Source organism: Corynebacterium sp. CNCTC7651 (assembly GCF_021496665.1).
GTDB lineage: Bacteria > Actinomycetota > Actinomycetes > Mycobacteriales > Mycobacteriaceae > Corynebacterium.
In genome coordinates, this window is the sequence record NZ_CP071246.1 from 798064 (window position 1) to 815845 (window position 17782).

General features: G+C 66.4%; 9 protein-coding genes and 3 pseudogenes. 7 read left to right on the forward strand and 5 right to left on the reverse strand.

What is annotated here, in order from left to right:
* The first annotated feature begins 4 nt into the window (after nt 1-4).
* Nucleotides 5-412: a Sec-independent protein translocase protein TatB gene (tatB, locus tag JZY91_RS03950; RefSeq protein WP_234948660.1), complete on the forward strand. Its 408-nt coding sequence runs from the start codon at nt 5-7 to the stop codon at nt 410-412.
* Here tatB and JZY91_RS03955 read toward each other — a convergent pair.
* Complete coding sequence (locus JZY91_RS03955; protein ID WP_234948661.1) at nt 409-1563, reverse strand: Mrp/NBP35 family ATP-binding protein; 1155 nt, start codon at nt 1561-1563, stop codon at nt 409-411. The genes tatB and JZY91_RS03955 overlap by 4 nt on opposite strands.
* Nucleotides 1564-1666: 103 nt before the next feature.
* Here JZY91_RS03955 and JZY91_RS03960 point away from each other — a divergent pair, with 103 nt between their 5' ends.
* Together JZY91_RS03960 and JZY91_RS03965 are read left to right on the forward strand one after the other, a co-directional pair.
* Nucleotides 1667-2305, forward strand: coding sequence for an ABC transporter permease (locus JZY91_RS03960; protein WP_234948662.1), 639 nt, complete (start codon nt 1667-1669; stop codon nt 2303-2305).
* A 55-nt stretch (nt 2306-2360) separates the two neighbouring features.
* Entirely contained in the window at nt 2361-3044 is a 684-nt protein-coding gene (locus JZY91_RS03965; protein WP_234948663.1) for a hypothetical protein, read from the forward strand.
* Nucleotides 3045-3123: 79 nt separating this feature from the next.
* Here the strand turns inward: JZY91_RS03965 and JZY91_RS03970 are convergent.
* The 3 genes and pseudogenes from JZY91_RS03970 to JZY91_RS03980 all read right to left on the reverse strand — a co-directional run bounded on the left by JZY91_RS03970 (nt 3124) and on the right by JZY91_RS03980 (nt 11659).
* A pseudogene (locus JZY91_RS03970) lies at nt 3124-6875 on the reverse strand (multifunctional oxoglutarate decarboxylase/oxoglutarate dehydrogenase thiamine pyrophosphate-binding subunit/dihydrolipoyllysine-residue succinyltransferase subunit).
* 157 nt (nt 6876-7032) lie between these two features.
* Nucleotides 7033-10773, reverse strand: a pseudogene (locus tag JZY91_RS03975) (ABC transporter ATP-binding protein); the annotation flags it as partial.
* The gene (locus JZY91_RS03980; RefSeq protein ID WP_234948665.1) at nt 10733-11659 is read right to left on the reverse strand and encodes a hypothetical protein; all 927 of its coding nucleotides are present in this window, start codon (nt 11657-11659) and stop codon (nt 10733-10735) included. The gene JZY91_RS03980 and the pseudogene JZY91_RS03975, both read right to left, overlap by 41 nt.
* A 133-nt stretch (nt 11660-11792) precedes the next feature.
* On the opposite strand from JZY91_RS03980, the gene JZY91_RS03985 reads away from it, so the two are divergent.
* Nucleotides 11793-13373, forward strand: coding sequence for a carboxylesterase/lipase family protein (locus tag JZY91_RS03985; protein WP_234948666.1), 1581 nt, complete (start codon nt 11793-11795; stop codon nt 13371-13373).
* A gap of 102 nt (nt 13374-13475) precedes the next feature.
* Nucleotides 13476-14318 (forward strand): annotated as a pseudogene (locus JZY91_RS03990) (DNA primase); the annotation flags it as partial.
* 242 nt (nt 14319-14560) lie between these two features.
* Here the strand turns inward: JZY91_RS03990 and JZY91_RS03995 are convergent.
* The gene (locus JZY91_RS03995; protein ID WP_234948667.1) at nt 14561-15082 is read right to left on the reverse strand and encodes a hypothetical protein; all 522 of its coding nucleotides are present in this window, start codon (nt 15080-15082) and stop codon (nt 14561-14563) included.
* A gap of 264 nt (nt 15083-15346) precedes the next feature.
* Between JZY91_RS03995 and JZY91_RS04000 the strand changes: the two genes are divergently transcribed.
* Nucleotides 15347-16663, forward strand: a complete 1317-nt coding sequence (locus JZY91_RS04000; RefSeq protein WP_234948668.1) for an MFS transporter — start codon at nt 15347-15349, stop codon at nt 16661-16663.
* Nucleotides 16660-17658: a nucleoside hydrolase gene (locus tag JZY91_RS04005; RefSeq protein ID WP_234948669.1), complete on the forward strand. Its 999-nt coding sequence runs from the start codon at nt 16660-16662 to the stop codon at nt 17656-17658. Before JZY91_RS04000 ends, JZY91_RS04005 begins: the two co-directional genes overlap by 4 nt.
* Nucleotides 17659-17782 lie beyond the last annotated feature (124 nt).

A 17782-nucleotide genomic window follows, 5' to 3' on the forward strand; every position in this document is an offset into this window, starting at 1 on the left:
GTAGGTGTTCTCCAGTTTCGGTTGGGTTGAATTCTTCGTCCTGCTTATCCTCGGCCTCATAGTGATCGGCCCAGAGCGCCTGCCCGGGGTGATTGAGGATGTGCGTGCAGCCATTTACGCCGCTCGCAAGGCGATCAACAACGCGAAGCAGGAACTCAACGGTGAGCTGGATGAGTTCGAGGAGTTCCGCAAACCGCTGGACACCGTTTCCAAGTACGCGGCGATGGGGCCTGCGCGCGCGATGTCGTCCCTGCTTTTCGACGGGGACGAGGACTACCTCAACGAGTTCGACCCCCGCCGAGTCCTGGCGGACGAGGAGCCCGGCAGGTCGGGTCCGCGTCCGGGGCGGGAAAATCGAACGTCGGAAAGCAAGAAGCCCCAAGCGGGCTTCTCTTGGGAGGACGTGCTTTAGGTCGGTGTGACGCCGAGGCTCTTGCCGGCGAGGGAATCGCGGCGCACTTTGAGCTTTTCGACGATTGCTGCAACCGCCTGCGATGCCGGGGAATCCGGCTGGGCGATGACGACTGGGGTGCCGTCGTCGCCGTGCTCGCGCAGCGTGGGGTCGAGCGGGACGGAGCCGAGAAGCGGGACGTCGCTGTCTGTGAGCGCGGTGAGGCGGTCCGCGACGCGCTGGCCGCCGCCCTCGCCGAAGACGTGCATGGTGGTGCCGTCCGGCATGGCGAGGCCGGCCATGTTCTCGATGACACCGGCGATGCGCTGGTTGGTTTGCTGCGCGATCGTGCCCGCGCGCTCCGCGACCTCGGCGGCGGCGGCCTGCGGTGTGGTGACGATGATCAGCTCCGCGTTGGGCACAAGCTGCGCGACGGTGATGGCGACGTCGCCGGTGCCGGGCGGGAGGTCCATGAAGAGGACGTCTAGGTCGCCCCAGTAAACGTCGCCGAGGAACTGCTGGATGGCGCGGGTGAGCATGGGACCGCGCCAGACGATCGGCGCGTTGCCCTCCACGAATTGGCCGATGGAGATGTGGCGGACGTTGTGGGTGATCGGGGGCATGATCATCTCATCCACCACCGTCGGGCCCTTGTCCGCCGAGCCCATGAGGCCGGGGATGGAGTGGCCGTAGATGTCCGCGTCCACGATCCCGACGGTGAGGCCCTGCGCCGCCATCGCGGTGGCGAGGTTGACCGTCATGGAGGACTTGCCCACGCCGCCCTTGCCGGACGCGACGGCGAAGATGCGCGTGCGCGTGTCCGGATCCGCGAACGGGATGGCGGGGCCGGTCTGCTCGCCGCGGAGCTTCTGGGCGAGTTCGCGGCGCTGCTCGTCGCTCATCGTGTGCATGGTGACGGTGACGGCGCCTGCGCCCGGCAGCTCCTCGAGCACGGCTCGGGTGTTGCTCTCGATGGTGTCGCGCATCGGGCATCCGGCGATGGTGAGGTAGATACCGGCGGCGATGTCCGTGGTGCCGGCGGGGTTGTCGCTGAGCTTGACCGATTCGACCATGCCGAGTTCGGTGATGGGTTTACCGATCTCCGGGTCCTCGACGCGAGCGAGGGCCTCGAGGACATCGGCTTCGGTGATGGGGGCGTGGGAAGTATCCATATCAAATCGCAAGTATAAGGCCGTGGGCCGACGTGGGGAAACGCATGTATAGTCGGGGGCTGCAACCTTAGACCTTGAAGTTTCAAAAGAAAGCGAGCTTTCTATGACGCGCCCGAGCCCGACGGCGACCTCCCGCAAACTGCCCACCGGCTGGCCGGTCGGCAGCTTCAACACTTACGAGGAAGCGCAGGCAGCCGTCGACGGGTTGTCCGACCGCGCGTTCCCCGTGGAGAAGCTGACCATCGTCGGCGTTGACCTGATGCAGGTGGAGAACATCACCGGCCGCCTCACGTGGGGCCGCGTCCTGGGCGGCGGCGCGCTGTCCGGCGCGTGGATGGGTCTGTTCATCGGTCTCATCTTCGCCCTGTTCGCTATGCCAGGCACCGGGTGGGCCGTGTTCTTCTGGTCGCTCTTAATCGGTGCGCTGTTTGGCCTCGTATTCGCCGCGATTGCGTACGGGTTCAGCGGCGGCAAACGCGACTTCGCATCCGCGACCACTATCGTCGCCGGGCGCTACGATGTCCTGTGCGAGCCCGAGCACGCCCCGCAAGCCCGCGACATGATCGCAGGTATTGCGAACCGACCGGTGCCGCGCGTCCAGGATTCCGAGCAGGCTCCGGCTCAGGCACCGGCACAGCAGGAGGCACCGGCACAGCCGAAGCCGAACGTTGCGAACCAGGCGGGCACGAACCAGCCTGCCACGAACCAGGCGCGCACGAACCAGCCTGGCGATCCGCAGTAGCCACTGCCTAACGCGGTAACATCAGGGCCCAGACTGAGAAAGGATGGGCCCACCAATGCGATCCTTCTTTCGCGCTGTCGCCGGCACCGTAGCATTCGCCGCGGTGTCGGCGTTTTGCGTCGGCTGCACCGTGGACCCGGACCAAGGCGGATCCCCCTGGTTCCAGTCCGAGGGGCGCATCCCGGTGGCAATCGGGGTGGAATCTGATTCGCCGGAACAGGTAGTGCTCGGCGAGATTTACAGCCGCATCTTCGACCAGATGGGGTACGCCGTCGGCATCACCAGCTTGGCCGAGGGCGCCGCGCGCGACGGGGTGGAAACGCTGCGCACCGAGCCCGTAGACCTTGTAGTGTCCTGCACCGGCGCGCTGCTGGAGGCGGAGGACCCGGCGGCGGCCGCGGCGCTTGCGCAGTCCGGCGCGACGGGGGAGGAGCTCTCCCGCCTCACCTACGACGCCGCGCAGGGCATAATGCCTGCCGACGTCCGCACAGTCGACCCGTCACCCGCCCAGGGATGCGCCGGCATGGGCAACGAGGACTTGCCGCAGAACATCATCCCGCTGTTCCGGGACACGGCCTTTGACCGCGGCACCGTGTTCCGCATCAACTTCATCACCCGCGTGCTCGCGACAGGTGATTTGACCGAAATGGCGGAACGCGTGGAAGCGGGGGAGTCCGTCGCCGAGGCCACCGAGGAGTGGCTGATGGAATACGCCGGCATCCGCCCGCCGGAGGAATAAGCCGAAGAAAACGGCCGGCCCGAGGGATGAACTCGTCTCGGGCCGGCCGTTTCAGCGTGGGGCTAGCGGGGTTTAGGCGCTAGTTGGCAAACGCTTCGTCGATAAGCGCCTGCTCCTCCTGCTGGTGAACCTTGGCCACACCGGTAGCGGTGGTGGACTGGGCGCGGCGGGAAACGCGGACCATCTCCGGCATGTCCGGGATGAGGTCGCGCAGGTGCTCGTTGTAGAACGGCCATGCGCCCTGGTTGGCCGGCTCGTCCTGCACCCAGCGAATCTGCTTCACGTTCGGGTAGTTCGCAAACGCGTCGGCGAGGCGGTTGAACGGGATCGGGTGGAGCATCTCCACACGGATGATGGCAACGTCGTCGCGGCCGTCCTTCTCCTGGCGCTTCGCAAGCTCGTAGTAGATCTTGCCGGAGCACAGCAGGATGGTCTCCACCTTGTCGTGCTTCGCGCCGTCAACCAACTTGTTGCCGCGGGAGACAAAGTTCGGGTCATCGATCACGGACTCGAACTTGGTGGCCTCGATGAAGTCCGCCGGCTGGGACACGGCGGCCTTGTTGCGCAGCATGGACTTCGGCGTGAACACGACCAGCGGGCGCTTCATCTCACCCAGCGCCTGGCGGCGCAGCAGGTGGAAGTGGTTCGCCGGGGTGGACGGCTGGGCCACGGTCATGGAGCCCTCCGCGCACAGCTGCAGGTAGCGCTCGATGCGTGCCGACGAGTGGTCCGGACCCTGACCCTCGTAACCGTGCGGCAGAAGCATGGTGAGGCTGGACAGCTCGCCCCACTTGGTCTCGCCGGAGGAGATGTACTCGTCGATGATGGTCTGGGCGCCGTTGGCGAAGTCGCCGAACTGCGCTTCCCAAGCCACCACGGCGTCCTGGTCGCCCAGGGAGTAGCCGTACTCGAAGCCCAGGCCCGCGTACTCGGTCAGCGCGGAGTTGTAGACCTCGAAGCGGCCGCCGTTGTCTGCCTCAAGCGCGTTGTGGTCGAGCGGGTTGTATGCCTCGCCGTTCTCCGGGTTGTACAGCACCGCGTGGCGCTGGGTGAAGGTGCCGCGCTGGGAGTCCTCGCCGGCGAGGCGGACAAACTTGCCCTGCTCCGCCAAGGAACCGAAGGCGAGCAGCTCGCCCCAGCCCCAGTCGATGTCGCCGCCCTCGAAGGAGCCGCCGCGGTTCTTCAGCACGTTCTTCAGGCGCTTGTTCGGCGTGAAGTCCTCCGGCAGGTCCGCGTAGGTCTCTGCGAGGCGCTTGAAGGTGTCCTCGTCGATGGAGGTATCCAGGCCGCGGGTGAGCTTCTGCGCCTCGGTGATGCCGGTCTGCTCGCTCGGCTGGCCCTCGGATGCCTTCACGTCGGAGAACACGGCATCCAGCTGGTCGTGGAAGTCCTGTGCCGCGATCTCCGCTTCTTCCTGGGTGATGTCGCCGCGGCCGATCAGGTCCTTGGTGTAGCGGGTGCGTACGGACTCGTGGTGCTCGATGCGGTCGTACATGACCGGCTGGGTCACCGTCGGGTCATCGGCCTCGTTGTGGCCGCGCAGGCGGTAGCAGATCAGGTCGATGAAGACGTCCTTGCCAAACTCGCGGCGGTACTCGGTGGCCAGCTGGGCAACCCAGGCTGCCGCCTCCGGGTCGTCGCCGTTGACGTGGAACACCGGGCAGTCGAAGCCCTTGGCCAGGTCGGTGGCGTAGTAGGAAGAACGGCCGGACTCCGGGGTGGTGGTGAAGCCGATCTGGTTGTTCACCACGATGTGGACGGTGCCGCCCACGGAGTAGCCCGGCAGGCGGGACAGGTTCAGCGTCTCCTGGACAATGCCCAGGCCGGCGAAAGAAGCGTCGCCGTGGAGCATGAGCGGGACAACCGGGTAATCATCGCGGCCCTCGGTGGCCTTGAGCAGGTCGGTCTTGGCGCGGGCCATACCCACCAGGACCGGGTCCACGGCCTCGAGGTGGGACGGGTTGGCGGCCAGGGAGACCTTGATCTCGCCGTCGCCGAACATCTGGATGTGCTCGCCCTCGAAGCCCAGGTGGTACTTCACGTCGCCGGAGCCACCCTGCTGGGCGGCCTTGAAGTTGCCCTCGAACTCGTTGAAGATCGTGGCCACCGGCTTGCCGACGATGTTGAACAGCACGTTCAGGCGGCCGCGGTGCGGCATGCCAATCACAACCTCGTCGAGGCCCTGGCCGGCGGCAGTGTCAATCACCGCGTCCATCAGCGGGATCAGGGTTTCAGCGCCCTCGAGGGAGAAGCGCTTCTGGCCCAGGTACTTGGTCTGCAAGAAGTTCTCGAACGCCTCTGCGGCGTTGAGCTTCTGCAGGATGTACTTCTGCTCCGCGGTGGTCGGCTTCGGCATGCCGGCCTCCATGCGGTCGCGCAGCCAGTCGCGCTCGTCGCGGTCCATCACGTGCGCGTACTCGGCGCCGACGTGCAGGGTGTAGGCGGCGCGCAGGCGGGAGAGCACCTCGCGCAACGTCATGGTCTCCTTGCCGCCGAAGCCGCCGACGTGGAACGTGCGGTCCAGGTCCCAGATGGTCAGGCCGTGGGACTCCAGCAGCAGGTCGCGGGAATCCGGCTTGGGCAGACCCGGCTGGTGCCAGCGCAACGGGTTGGTGTCCGCGATGAGGTGGCCGCGCGCACGGTAGGAGTGGATGAGCTGCATGATGCGGGTGTCCTTGTTGATACCCGTGTCCGGCAGGTCCTGTGCCCAACGCAGCGGCGCGTAGGGGATCTCCAGGGAATCGAAGATGGCGTCCCAGAACTTATCGTCGATAAGCAGCTGCGCAATGTCGCGCAGGAACTCGCCGGACTCGGCGCCCTGGATCACGCGGTGGTCGTAGGTAGAGGTGAGCGTGACCAGCTTGCCCACGCCGAGCTCTGCCAGGCGGTCCTCGGAAGCGCCGGCGAACTCCGCCGGGTAGTCCATCGCGCCAACGCCCACGATGGTGCCCTGGCCCTTGGTCAGGCGCGGGATGGAGTGACGGGTGCCAATGCCGCCCGGGTTGGTCAGCTGGATGGTGACACCGGAGAAGTCATCCATGGTCAGCTTGCCAATGCGGGCGCGGTCCACAATGTCCTCGTAGGCCTTGACAAAGCCCGCGAAGTCCAGGGTCTCGCACTCCTTGATCGCAGCGACGACGAGGGAGCGGGAACCGTCCTTCTGCGGCAGGTCAATCGCCAGGCCGAGGTTGATGTGCTCCGGCTGGACGGCGAAGGACTTCTTCTCCTCCTCGCGGTAGCTCTTGTTCATGTCCGGGTGCAGCTTGGTGGCCTGGACTGGACAATGGCGTAGCCAATGATGTGGGTGAAGGAGATCTTGCCGCCGCGGGTGCGCTTCAGGTGATCATTAATCAGCGCGCGGTTTTCAAACATCAGCTTCACCGGCATGTCGCGCACGGTGGTGGCGGTGGGCACCTCGAGGGACTCATTCATGTTCTTGGCAATTGCCTTGAACGCGCCCTTGAGCTGGGTCTCGCCCGGGGTGACCTCGACGGACTCGATGCGGTCCAGCGGGGACTGCTTCGGCTTCGGGGTGACCGGCTTGGAGGTCTTCTTGGCGGCGGCTGCAGAAGCTGCCTCATCCACCTTGGTCTCGCGCCCGTCCTGGCTCGGGGCGGCGGTGGTGCGCGCTACCTTGGGCTCGGTCTTCGCGGTGGAAGCACCGTCCTGGGAAGGCGACACGTTGGCGGTGCCCTTCGCGGTCGTGGGCGCGCCCTTCTTCTCAAAGAGCTCGCGCCATTCCTGGTCCACGGAGTTGGGGTCCTCCTGGAACTGCTGGAACATCTCGTCAACCAGCCAGCTGTTCTGGCCGAAAGTGTTTTCGCTGCTCACGGCAGGTGTTCGCCTTCCTATCGTTTGAATCGTGCATTGTCTACAAAGACTTCTGCTGAGACTTCAAACCGATGGTAACGAAACATGTCTTGCTGCGGGACACCGCATAGCAATAATCGCTGGCAACGTGCGCTGTTACCCCCAAAATCGGTAACCGCTAGCGGTGCGCCGCCCACATGGCCGCGTAGCGCCCGCCGGCGGCGATCAGCTCGTCCGGAGTGCCGTCTTCGACCACCTCGCCGCCGTCGATCACCAGGATCCGGTCCGCGCGCGCCGCCGTGGCCAGACGGTGGGCGACGATCACGGAGGTCCGCCCGGCCGTGGCGGAGTCGGCGGCGTCCAGCACGGCGCGTTCGGTGGCTGGGTCCAACGTTGCGGTGGCCTCGTCCAGCAGCACCACGTCCGGCTGCAGCATCTCGGCGCGCGCGAGCGCGATGATCTGCCGCTGGCCCGAACTCAAGCCGCGCCCTCGGCCGCCGACACGCGCCGTGAACCCGCCCGGGATGGCCGCAATCACGTCCAGCGCGCCGATGCGCCGCACGGCGTCCTCCACCTCGGCATCGCTCGAGCCGGGTACGCCGTATGCGATGTTCGCCGCCACCGTGCCCTCGAACAGGGTGGATTCCTGCGGCACCTGGGCGAGCGCACGCCGCCACTGCGCGAGCGGGAACTCCGCGACATCCCTCCCGGACGCGCGCACCGCGCCTGAGGTTGGATCATAAAACCGGGCCAGCAGCTTGACGACGGTCGATTTCCCCGCCCCCGTCGGCCCCACCAACGCCACTGTCTCCCCGGGGCGCAGGACAAGGTCCATGTGGTCGATGACCTGGGGCGACTTCGGGTCGTCGGGGCGGTAGGTAAAGGAGACGTCGTCAAGCATGAGCTCCCCGCGCGCGGCGGAGGAAGCCCCGGGGGTAGCACCGGTGTCGGGGACGGTGGTGCGTTCCGCGAGGAGGGCGGTGATGCGCTCGAAGCTGACGGTGGCTTGCTGCCAGGAGTCGAAGATCTGGCCGAGCTGCTGGATGGGGCCGTAGAGCAGGCCGAGGTACATGGTGAAGGCGACAAGGACGCCGACGGAGAGGCTGCCTTCCGCGACGCGCTGCGCGCCGACGCCGATGACCACGGCCGTCATGACCTGGCTGATCGCCTGCATGCCGGGGAAGTACGTGGCCACCAGCGCGGCGGTGCGTACGCGGAGCCGGCGGTACTCGTCGGACATGGCGGTGAAGCGGGCTTCCGCAGCTGCTTCGCCGCGGTGCATCTGGGTGATGCGGATGCCGCCGATGAGCTCCGCGAACTCGCCGTTGACGGCGGAGACCTGCTGGCGCGCCGCGGTGTAAGTGCGTTTGGAGAAGCGGCGGAACACCGCTGTCGCCGCCACGATCAGCGGCACGGCGATAAGTGCGACGAGCGTGAGCGTGAGATCCGTGGCCACCAGCATCACGGACACGCCAACCAGGCTGCCCACCGCCACAATCGCCTGGGCCAGGCCGGATTGGAGGAAGGAGCTCAAGGTGTCTATGTCCGTGGTCATGCGGGTGATGATCTTGCCGGACAGCCTCGACTCGAAGTAGCTCAAGCCCAGCTGCTGCAGGTGCGCGTAGCTGCGCAGACGCAGGCCGTAGAGCAGGCGCTCGCCCGCCCGGGCGGAGAGGACGGTCACGGCCGCGTCCGCCGCCCACGCCGCGAGCACGACCATGAGCGCAAGCGCACCGATGCGCACGAGGTAGCCGGTGTCGGCGCGCTCGATGCCGCCGTCGATGGCCGCGCGGATCAGCGTGGGAAACGCCAGGTCCGCCACCACACCGACCACCAGCAGCGCCACCGTCGCGGCGATGAGCCAGCGCACCGCCTTGAACAGGTTGGCCACCTTGAACTCGCTGGACGGCGTGCGCAGCCGCTCAAGTTCCGCGTCGGCGAGACCGGGGCGCTCCGACGCCGGCGGGAGCTTGGCCACGCGCTCCAAAAGCTCCGGCGTGGCGTTGACCGGCGCGTTCCTGCCGCCGCCCCCGCCCTTGCTGCCGACGGTGGGCGCGAGCACGCGGCCTTCGCCGGTGGGCTCGGTGCCGGATGCAGCCTCGGGCCACAGCAGCTCCCGCGGGGGCTCGTGCTTATCGACGTTTGTTTCAACCGTCCCCGGGTCCATCACCCGCGCGTACGCCGCGGTGGCCACGATGTCCTCGCGTGGCCCGTCGGCGACGACGCGGCCGGTGTCCATCACCACCACGCGGTCCGCGTGGTCCACGGTGGATTGGCGGTGCGCCACCGCAATCACGGTCACGCCCTCGAGGTGTTGGCGCAGGTTGGCCAGGATGATGGCTTCGTTTTGGGCGTCGATGGCGGAGGTGGCGTCGTCAAGCAGCAGCACCGCGGGGCGGGTGAGCAGGGCGCGGGCGAGCGCGATGCGCTGGCGCTGGCCGCCGGAGAGGGTGAGGCCGCGCTCGCCGACCTCGGTGGCGTAGCCGTCGGGGAGGCGCTCGATGAACTCGTCTGCGCGGGCGAGGCGGGCGGCTTCGCGCACCGCGGCATCGAGCGCGTCCGGGCCCTGGTTGCGCAGTTCTTCCGTGGCGCCGAGGGCGATGTTGTCGAAGACGGAGGCGGAGAATAGGAAGGCCTCGTCGAACACGCAGGTGACCTTTGTCCGCAGCTCCTTAAGTGGGAGGCTGGGGTAGGGGATTGGGGTGTTCGAGGAAGCGTCGATAAGCAGGATGCTCCCTGCGTCCGGCTCGTAAAAGCCGCCGGCGAGCTGGACCGCCATGGATTTGCCCGCGCCGGGCGGGCCGACGACGGCGACGGTTTCGCCGGGCGCGGCGGTGAGCGAGACGTCGCGTAAGACCTGGTGCCCGCCGGTGGCGAAGTCCACGTTGCGGAAGGCGATGCCGCACGCGCCGGCGGGGGCGGTGCCGGTGGGAGCGTGTGTGGGCGCGGGGGCGAGGGAGAGGACATCCTCGAGGCGGTCGACGGAGCTCATGCCCATCTGCATGCGCACGTACTGGCTGGTCAGCATGGCCATCTGGGATGTCATGGAGGTGAGGTAGCCCGTGAACGCCACGAAGGCGCCGACCGTGATGTCGCCGCGGATGGCGGTGATGCCGCCGGCGACGATGGTGATTACCAGCGCGATCTTGGGCAGCTGCGCCAGCACCGGCTGGAAGCGCGCGGTGAGCTTGGCGCTGCGCATCTTCTGGCCGTAGAGCTCGCGGCCGAGTGTGTCTAGGCGGTCGATTTCGCGCTGCTCCTGGCCGAACGCCTTGACCACCCGCACGCCGGAGACGGTTTCTTCGACGTGTTGGGTGAGGTCCGCCTCCGCCTGCTGCTTGGCCCACGTGGCGGCGTAGAGCCAGCGGCGGGAGCGGTTGGCCTCGAAGAGGATGAGCGGGAGCAGCGCCAGCGCCATGAGGGTGAGCGGGATGTCCATGATGAACATCACCACCAACGTGGCGGCCAACTGCAGCGCGCGGGTGAGCAGCATTGGCGCGGAGGCGAGCACCATGTGGAACTGGTTGAGGTCCGTGATGGAGCGGGAGACGATCTGCCCGGCTTCGATTTTGTCTTGGCCGGGGCCGTCGAGGCGGTGGAGCGTGCGCAGCAGCTCCACGCGCAGCCAGTGCTGCGAGGTGGAGGCAAGCCGGCCGGAGGTGTACCGGCGGACCCAGTTGAACGCGTAGGTGGCCAGCGCAACCGCCACCATCAGCCAGGCGATGCGGGTGACGGAGCCGTCCGCGTTGCCGGTGGCGATGTCCACGGCGCGGCCGGTCAGCGCCGGCATGGACGTCTGCAAAAACGCGCTGAGCGCGGCCGCCGTGAACGCGGCTGCGGCTGGCGCGGCGTTGGCTTTGAGCGCGCGTGCGAGGAGGTTATTCGTCGCCCTCGGCCTCCTTCTTGCCGGCCTTGGCGTTTTTGCCGGCCTTGGCGGCCTTGTCTTCGCCCTTGCCGCGGCCGAAGATCTGCATGATCCACGCGGCGAACTCGCGCGGGTTGGTGCTCAGCTTGGCTTCGACGGCCTTGACCTCGTCGTCCTCGTCTTCCTTCGCCGGCAGCGGCTCCAGGAAGCGCACCGGGGTGGGGCCGAGGCTGGACTGCACGTTGTCCAACACGGCGTCCGCCAGCTTGCGGTTCGCGGCACGGCCCGCAATGGCGCCCAGTCCCAGCGGCAGCAGCTTGCCCAACCAGGCACGGCGCATGTCCTTGCCCAGCGAGCGCATGGCCACGCGGGTGAGGATGTTGTTGGCCTCCGCCAAACCGGGCCCGGAGAACTTGGCCATGGTGTGTTTGCCGGGGATGGTCGATGTATCGTCGCCAAGCAGGGCGTCCACCACCGCGACCCCCTGGGTGCCCATGAGGGTGGTGAGCACAATCGCGCGGCGGCGCTCCGGGTCCGAAATGTCCTCCCCGCGCAGGTAGGCGGCGGCGACGGTGTAGAACGCCGCGAGGTCCAGAAACAGCACGGACTCCGCGGCCACGGCGGCAGAGCCGGTGATCAGGCCGATGCCGGGCACCGCGGCGGTGGCGCCCACGCCCGCACCCGTGCCGGTGACGGTGTTGCGGAAGTGCTTGGCCATCAGGTTCTGGATCTCCTCCGGGCTGGCATCCGGGTTCTGCCGGCGCAGCCAGTGCACGTACGCCCGGATGGTGCCGGACTGCAGGTGCACTGCCTTATCGACGGCAGAAATAAACGCCCGCCCGATCGGACCTGCGTCTTTTTCCAGCTCGGCCGGGTCGGAGGCGAGCGCTTCCGCGATGATCTCGCTGGTATCGCTATCTCGGTTCTTGCGGTTGAACATGGGTGCCTCCTCGGGGCAGGGATGTGCTGGATACGTGCGGGAAAGTATGACGTAGCAAAGTATTCAGCATCCGCCCAGGCCCCGTCATTCCAACTGAGATTGGATTGTGATGTTCGTGGCTAGGCTTGGGGCCATGGATGCTGCGAAAACGTTTGACGTGCCCACCCGCGCGGGCACAGTTCGCGGTTTCTTGCACGACCGTACAGGCGTACGCACCTGGAGGGGCGTGCCGTACGGTGCGACAACCGCGGGGCAGCACCGCTTCCGCGCCCCGCGCCCGCCGGTGCCGTGGAGCGGAGTGCGCGACGCGTCGCGGTTTGCCAAGCCAGCAATGCAGGGATCTTTCGGGTGGAAAGACAGTGTGTTTGGCACTGAGGACTGCTTGACGCTGGACATCGTCCGCCCGGACACGGAGGATGAGCTGCCGGTGGTGGTCTACTTCCACGGCGGCACCTTTGTCACCGGCGCAAGCAATGAGAAGGTGCTGCGCGGCTACTACCTATCCAAGGCCACCGAGGTGGTCTACGTCTCGGTGAACTTCCGTCTGGGTGTACTGGGCTATCTGGATTTCCGCTCCATCGGCGCGGATTGCGTGGCCAACCCGGCGATGCTGGACCAGATTCAGGCGCTTGAGTGGGTGCAGGAGAACATCCGCGCGTTCGGCGGCGACCCGTCGCGCGTCACCATCATGGGCGAATCCGCAGGCGGTGCCGCCGTGATTCACCTCATGTGCGCCCCGGCGGCGAGGGGGCTGTTTCACGGGGCGGTGGCGCAATCACCGCCGTCGGCAAGCGTGCACTCCAAAATGCAGGCTGCGATGTGGGTGCGCGAGCTTATCGACGGCATGGGCATGTCGCGCCTTTCCACCCTCGACGATCTTCGTGCCGCCGACGCGGAGGATTTGGTGCGCACGGGACAATCCATGCTGGTGAACGGCAAGGAGCTGGTGCAGCTGAACACCAGCTTCATGCCGACGGTGGATGAGGTGACGTTGCCGGAACACCCCATCGACATGTTTGAGAGCGGGAAACAGGCCGCGGTGCCACTGATTATTGGCACGAACTCCGAGGAAGCCAGCTTTGCCAAGGCCATGTACCAAACCGTCAAGCAGCGCCAACGCGCCGCCCGCCGCGTGCTGGACGTGTACGACCGGGAAAACGCGCAGGTAGTGCTGGACGCGTACGACAACGTCGGCGGGCGCGCGGACTTCGCAGAGCTGGTGGCGGACGCGATCTTCTGGGCGCCCTCGGTGATGCTGGCTACCGCGCACCGCCGGGTAGCGCCGACGTGGATGTACCGCTTCGAGTATGCGTCCGAAACTATGCGGCGCCTTGGCCTCGGCGCGATGCACACGTCCGACCTTGGCGCGGTGTTCGGCGACCCGTTTGCCACCAAGGCCTCCAAGATCGACCGCTTCGGCTCTCTTGCAGGCTTCGACCAGGTGAAGGAAGTGATGCAGTACCACTGGGGTTCCTTCTTCCACACGGGCGCGCCGGGCGAGGAGTGGCCGGTGTACGGCTTCCGCAGCGAGGACGAGCCGGGGCGCGCCACGTTTGTGCTGGACAGCGAGCCTTCGGTGGTGCTGGACCCGAAGGCGGATCAGCGCCGCGCCTGGGAGGCGTTTGACATGCGCGAATGGGGCGACAGCAGGGACGACATCTGGGAGTCTATGGCACTGTTCTTCGGGTTCGACTTGCCCGAGGAGGCGGAGTAGCCGGGGAGCTGCAACATTTCGGCCACATTGGTTCCCCACGCGGGTGTTTCGTAGCTAGGCTGGGGCAGGCCTGAACTCAACTGGAAGGTAAAGGGTGCGACCATGAGCTTTTTCGAGGATATTGCCGCTGCGCTGGACCGCGATGGCATTGAATCGCGCGTGCACGATGAGACCATGTTCGTTCCCATCACCGCGGACGTGGAGATCCAGTTTGTGGAGATTGATCCGCATCTGCCCGCTGCAAACGTGTACATTGCCGCCGCGGACGTGGATGAGGACGATGAGGAGTTTGAGGCCGTGCTGGTCTCCGTCGTCTTCTCGGTGGAGGATGCGGTGCAGACTGTGGCCGACCACGTTGCTACTGACCAGGTGGTGACGGTGCTGCGCGACCTGCTGGAGGGCACGGATGAGCGGATCGGCGATCTGGAGTTTTTCCAGGACGGCGTGAATCCGCAGCTTGTCCGCGCCGAGGTGGGGGAGAACGCGGAGCTGCAGGTTCTGGTTGAGGTTGTGGACGGCACCCCGTGCGCTGAGGTGCAGTTTGTGGCGCTGAGCGATTCTTACGACGACATGATGGATGATGCCATCGGTGAACTGTGGGAGTCCGACGGGGATGCCGAGCTTTCGGACGAGGACCGCATCCGCCTTTTCGAAGCCATCCACGCCGAGGTTGTGGATGAGTCCGAGGTTTTGGACCTTGGCCGCTTCACCGACTTTGACCGCCTCTTCGAGGTCCTCTCCCTTGCCGCCGACCAGGCCGAGGATTGGGAGGCGCAGCTGCTGCCGGTTGAGGACGACTTGGACGACGAGCCTGACGTGTACGACATCTTCGGCCACGACGACGCAGACGACGAGGACTCCGACGACGTTGATGATGACGACGGCATCGACGACGAGGACGATGACGACGACTTCGACTTCGACGATGAGGACGATGACGACGACGAAGATGATGAGGACGACGAGGACGGTCTCGACTTCTCTGACGTAGACGCCCTGGACTTCGAGGACGACGAAGACGACGAAAACGAAGACGCTGGCGACGAGAACGCGGACGCCGACGCCGACGAGGACGCTCACCCCGCCGACACCGATTCTTTCGCCGACCCGGACGAGGCTCTCTCCGACGGCATCGACGGCCCGACCGGGATTGATCCGGACCAAGCCGTCGACAGCGAAGACGAGGCTTAGGCCGCTACCATCCCCTCGAACAGGGAGGACGGCGACGGGATCGGCGTGTACGCGCCGTCGACAAGCCAGACGTAGCTTGCGGCGCGTGCAGACGGCAGCTCGTGCACCGCGTGAATGTGCTCCTCTGGGATGAGCGCACGCACCCACGCCTCGGTGTAGCGGCGGTCCGCCGGCAAACCTGATGCGTCCGTAATGCGTAGCTCAACCACGTATGCCGGCACCTGGGTTTCCCCGTAGCCGCGGATGCGTGCCTGCGCGCGGGGTCCGACGCGACGGCGGGTGACCGCGATGGAGAGCTGCGGGCCTGTGCCGATCCGGGGCAGCAGCTTTGTCGGTGGGCGCCACGAGGCCTGGGGGCGGGACAGGCTGCGCGGGTGGTGGATGATTGCGTTGACACGATCGAGCATGTCTGGGTAGTGCTCGGTGATCTCGGCTGCAATTGCCTCCGGGGTGGTAAGGCGGATGTAGGAGGGACGGGTGGACGTGTGGGCCTTGGGGCCAAATGCTGTGTTGAACATGCGTTGGACTTTAAAACCCCGCTCCGAGACGCTTTCACTCACGTTCGAACATGCATTCTATTGCCTGAGCGCCGATTGCAGACATCGAACTACAGGCACCGAAGGGCAGGTACCGAAAAATGGCCCCGAGACGGCATAGTTCGATATCTAGGTATAGGACTCTAGGTCTCGGCATCTGGACCAGTGAGCCTTTCGCCGGAGAAAGGCGAGGTCAGGGGGCCACCTCAGCCCTGCTCAGCCAACCGGGCTACGCTAGCGAGCGCTATGACAACGCCCTCCCAACCCCAAGACCGGGCCGCCGCCAGCCCAACCAGCAACGCCGCCAGCGCAACCAGCAACGCCGCCAGCCCAGCCGCCAAGCCGCCGATCCCGCGCGAGATCTGGGTACTCTCCATCGCGGCATTCATCATCGCGCTCGGATACGGCTTCATTGCTCCGGTGCTGCCGCAGTTTGCGGCGAGCTTCAACGTCTCTATGGCCGCTGCCGGCGCAGTGATCTCCGCCTTCGCGCTGGCCAGGCTGATCGGCGCACCGGGGGCGGGGCGCCTGGTGGACAAGCTGGGGTCCCGCAAGGTCTACATCACGGGCCTGCTCATCGTGGCAGTTGGCACGTTCTTCGTCGCGTTTGCCCAGGCGTACTGGCACATTCTGGGCTTAAGGTTCTTTGCGGGCTTCGGCTCCACAATGTTCACGCTGTCGGCCCAGGCGTTGATCGTGCGGGTGACGCCTCCGAGTATCCGCGGCCGCGCCAACGCCATCTACGCCACAGCGTTTCTGCTGGGCAACATCTTCGGTCCGATCATCGGCGCGGCGCTGTCGTTCTTGGGATTCCGCGTGCCGTTCGCGGTGTACGGCTTGGGCGTGGCGCTGGCTGCGCTGATCGTATGGCTGCTCACCAATCCGAAGCCGGGAGCACAGCCGCTGCCGCCCATGAAGCCGGCAATGCAGTTCAGCGACGCCTGGCGCCTGCCCACGTACAAGGCGGTGTTGGCGGTGGCGTTTGTGTCTGGATTCGTCAACATGGGCGCGCGGGTGGCTATCGTGCCTCTGTTCGCGGCGTCGGTGTTTGAGCACGGCGCCGCTGCGTCAGGCCTTGCGCTCACCGCCTACGCAATCGGCACTGCAATTGCGCTGCAGTTTTCCGGCAAGCTGGCGGACAAGCACGGCCGCCGGCCCCTGATCATCGCGGGCCTGGCCTCCATCGCCGGGTTTACCGCGGTGCTCGGCCTTGCGTCGAGCTTCTGGCCGCTCATGATCATCTCCGCCTTCGCCGGCGTGGGCGGCGGCCTGATGGGCCCGTCGATGCAGGCGGTGGTGGCGGACATCATCGGCAACGACCGCTCAGGCGGCAAAGTGCTTTCCACGTACCAGATGGCTCAGGATGCCGGCCAGATTCTTGCACCGGTTGCCATCGGCTGGGTGGCGCAGACGGCGGGCTTCACCGTCGCGTTCGCCGTCTGCGGCGCTATCGCGGCGGTCGCGCTTTTGGCCTGGCTTAGGATGGGCGCCGAAACCCTGCCCGCGCTTGCGACCCAAAACACCAAGCAACCAGCCACAAAACCAGCAAAGGCCCAGCAATGACCCGCGTGATCTTGGACTGCGACCCAGGCATCGACGACACGTACGCCCTGATCTACCTGGCCGCCGCGAACCACGCGGGCCAGCTGCAGCTGGATTGCGTCACCACCACGGCGGGCAACGTAGGTGCGGAGCAGTGCGCCCGCAACGCCGCCTGGGTGCTCGCACAGTGCGGGCTTCGCACCATCCCCATCGCAGCCGGTCTGCCCGGCCCGCTGAAACTCCCGCTCACCACCACTCCGGAGACGCACGGGGATACCGGCTTGGGCTACGTCACCGCCCCGCAGCGCCATGTGGAGCACGACTGGGACATGCTCTGGATCGACGCAATCGAGCGGGGGACGGAGGACCTCCACCTCATTGTCACCGGCCCCATGACTAACCTCGCCGCTTTCGCGCGCCTGCACCCGCAGTACTTCGCCAAGCTCCAACACGTCACCGTGATGGGCGGTGCGGTGAATTACCCGGGCAACACCACGCCCACGGCGGAGTGGAACTTCTGGGTGGACCCGCACGCAGCCCAGGAGGTGTTCGCCGCCGCCCACACGCCCATCACACTCTGCCCGCTGAACGCCACGGAGCGGATGATTTTGGAGCCGGGGCGGTTGGAAGGGATCGTCGATAAGCTTGGGCCCGCGCCGATTGCGGCGGACCTGGCTGAGATCACGCGCTTCTACTTCGAGTTCCACGAGGAAGTGGGGGAGGGCTACCGCGCGCAGATTCATGATCTGCTGACCGTGCTCCTTGCGCTCGGCGCGGTGGATTCGGGCCATTGCTTGGCGACGCTCGATGTAGAGCCAACCAGCGAACTCACCCGCGGCACGGTGGTGGCGGACCTGAAGGGGATGTGGGAGCGCGAGCCGAACGCGCGCGTGATCACCGCCGCGGACACCGCGAAGGCGTGGGAAGTATTCGAGCACGCCTGCGAGATCCACAACCAGTTCTTCTCCGGCGACGCGGCGCTTGCGGCCGGGTACCACCGCCAGGCGGAGGACTAGCGCAGCGCCACTACCGCGCTGACCTGCTACACTGCCTCACCGGACGCGCGGGATGCCGAGGTGACATAGGTGGCCCGGGCCACCTCACACACCCTTGACCCGTTTTACGGAGGATTCATGTCTT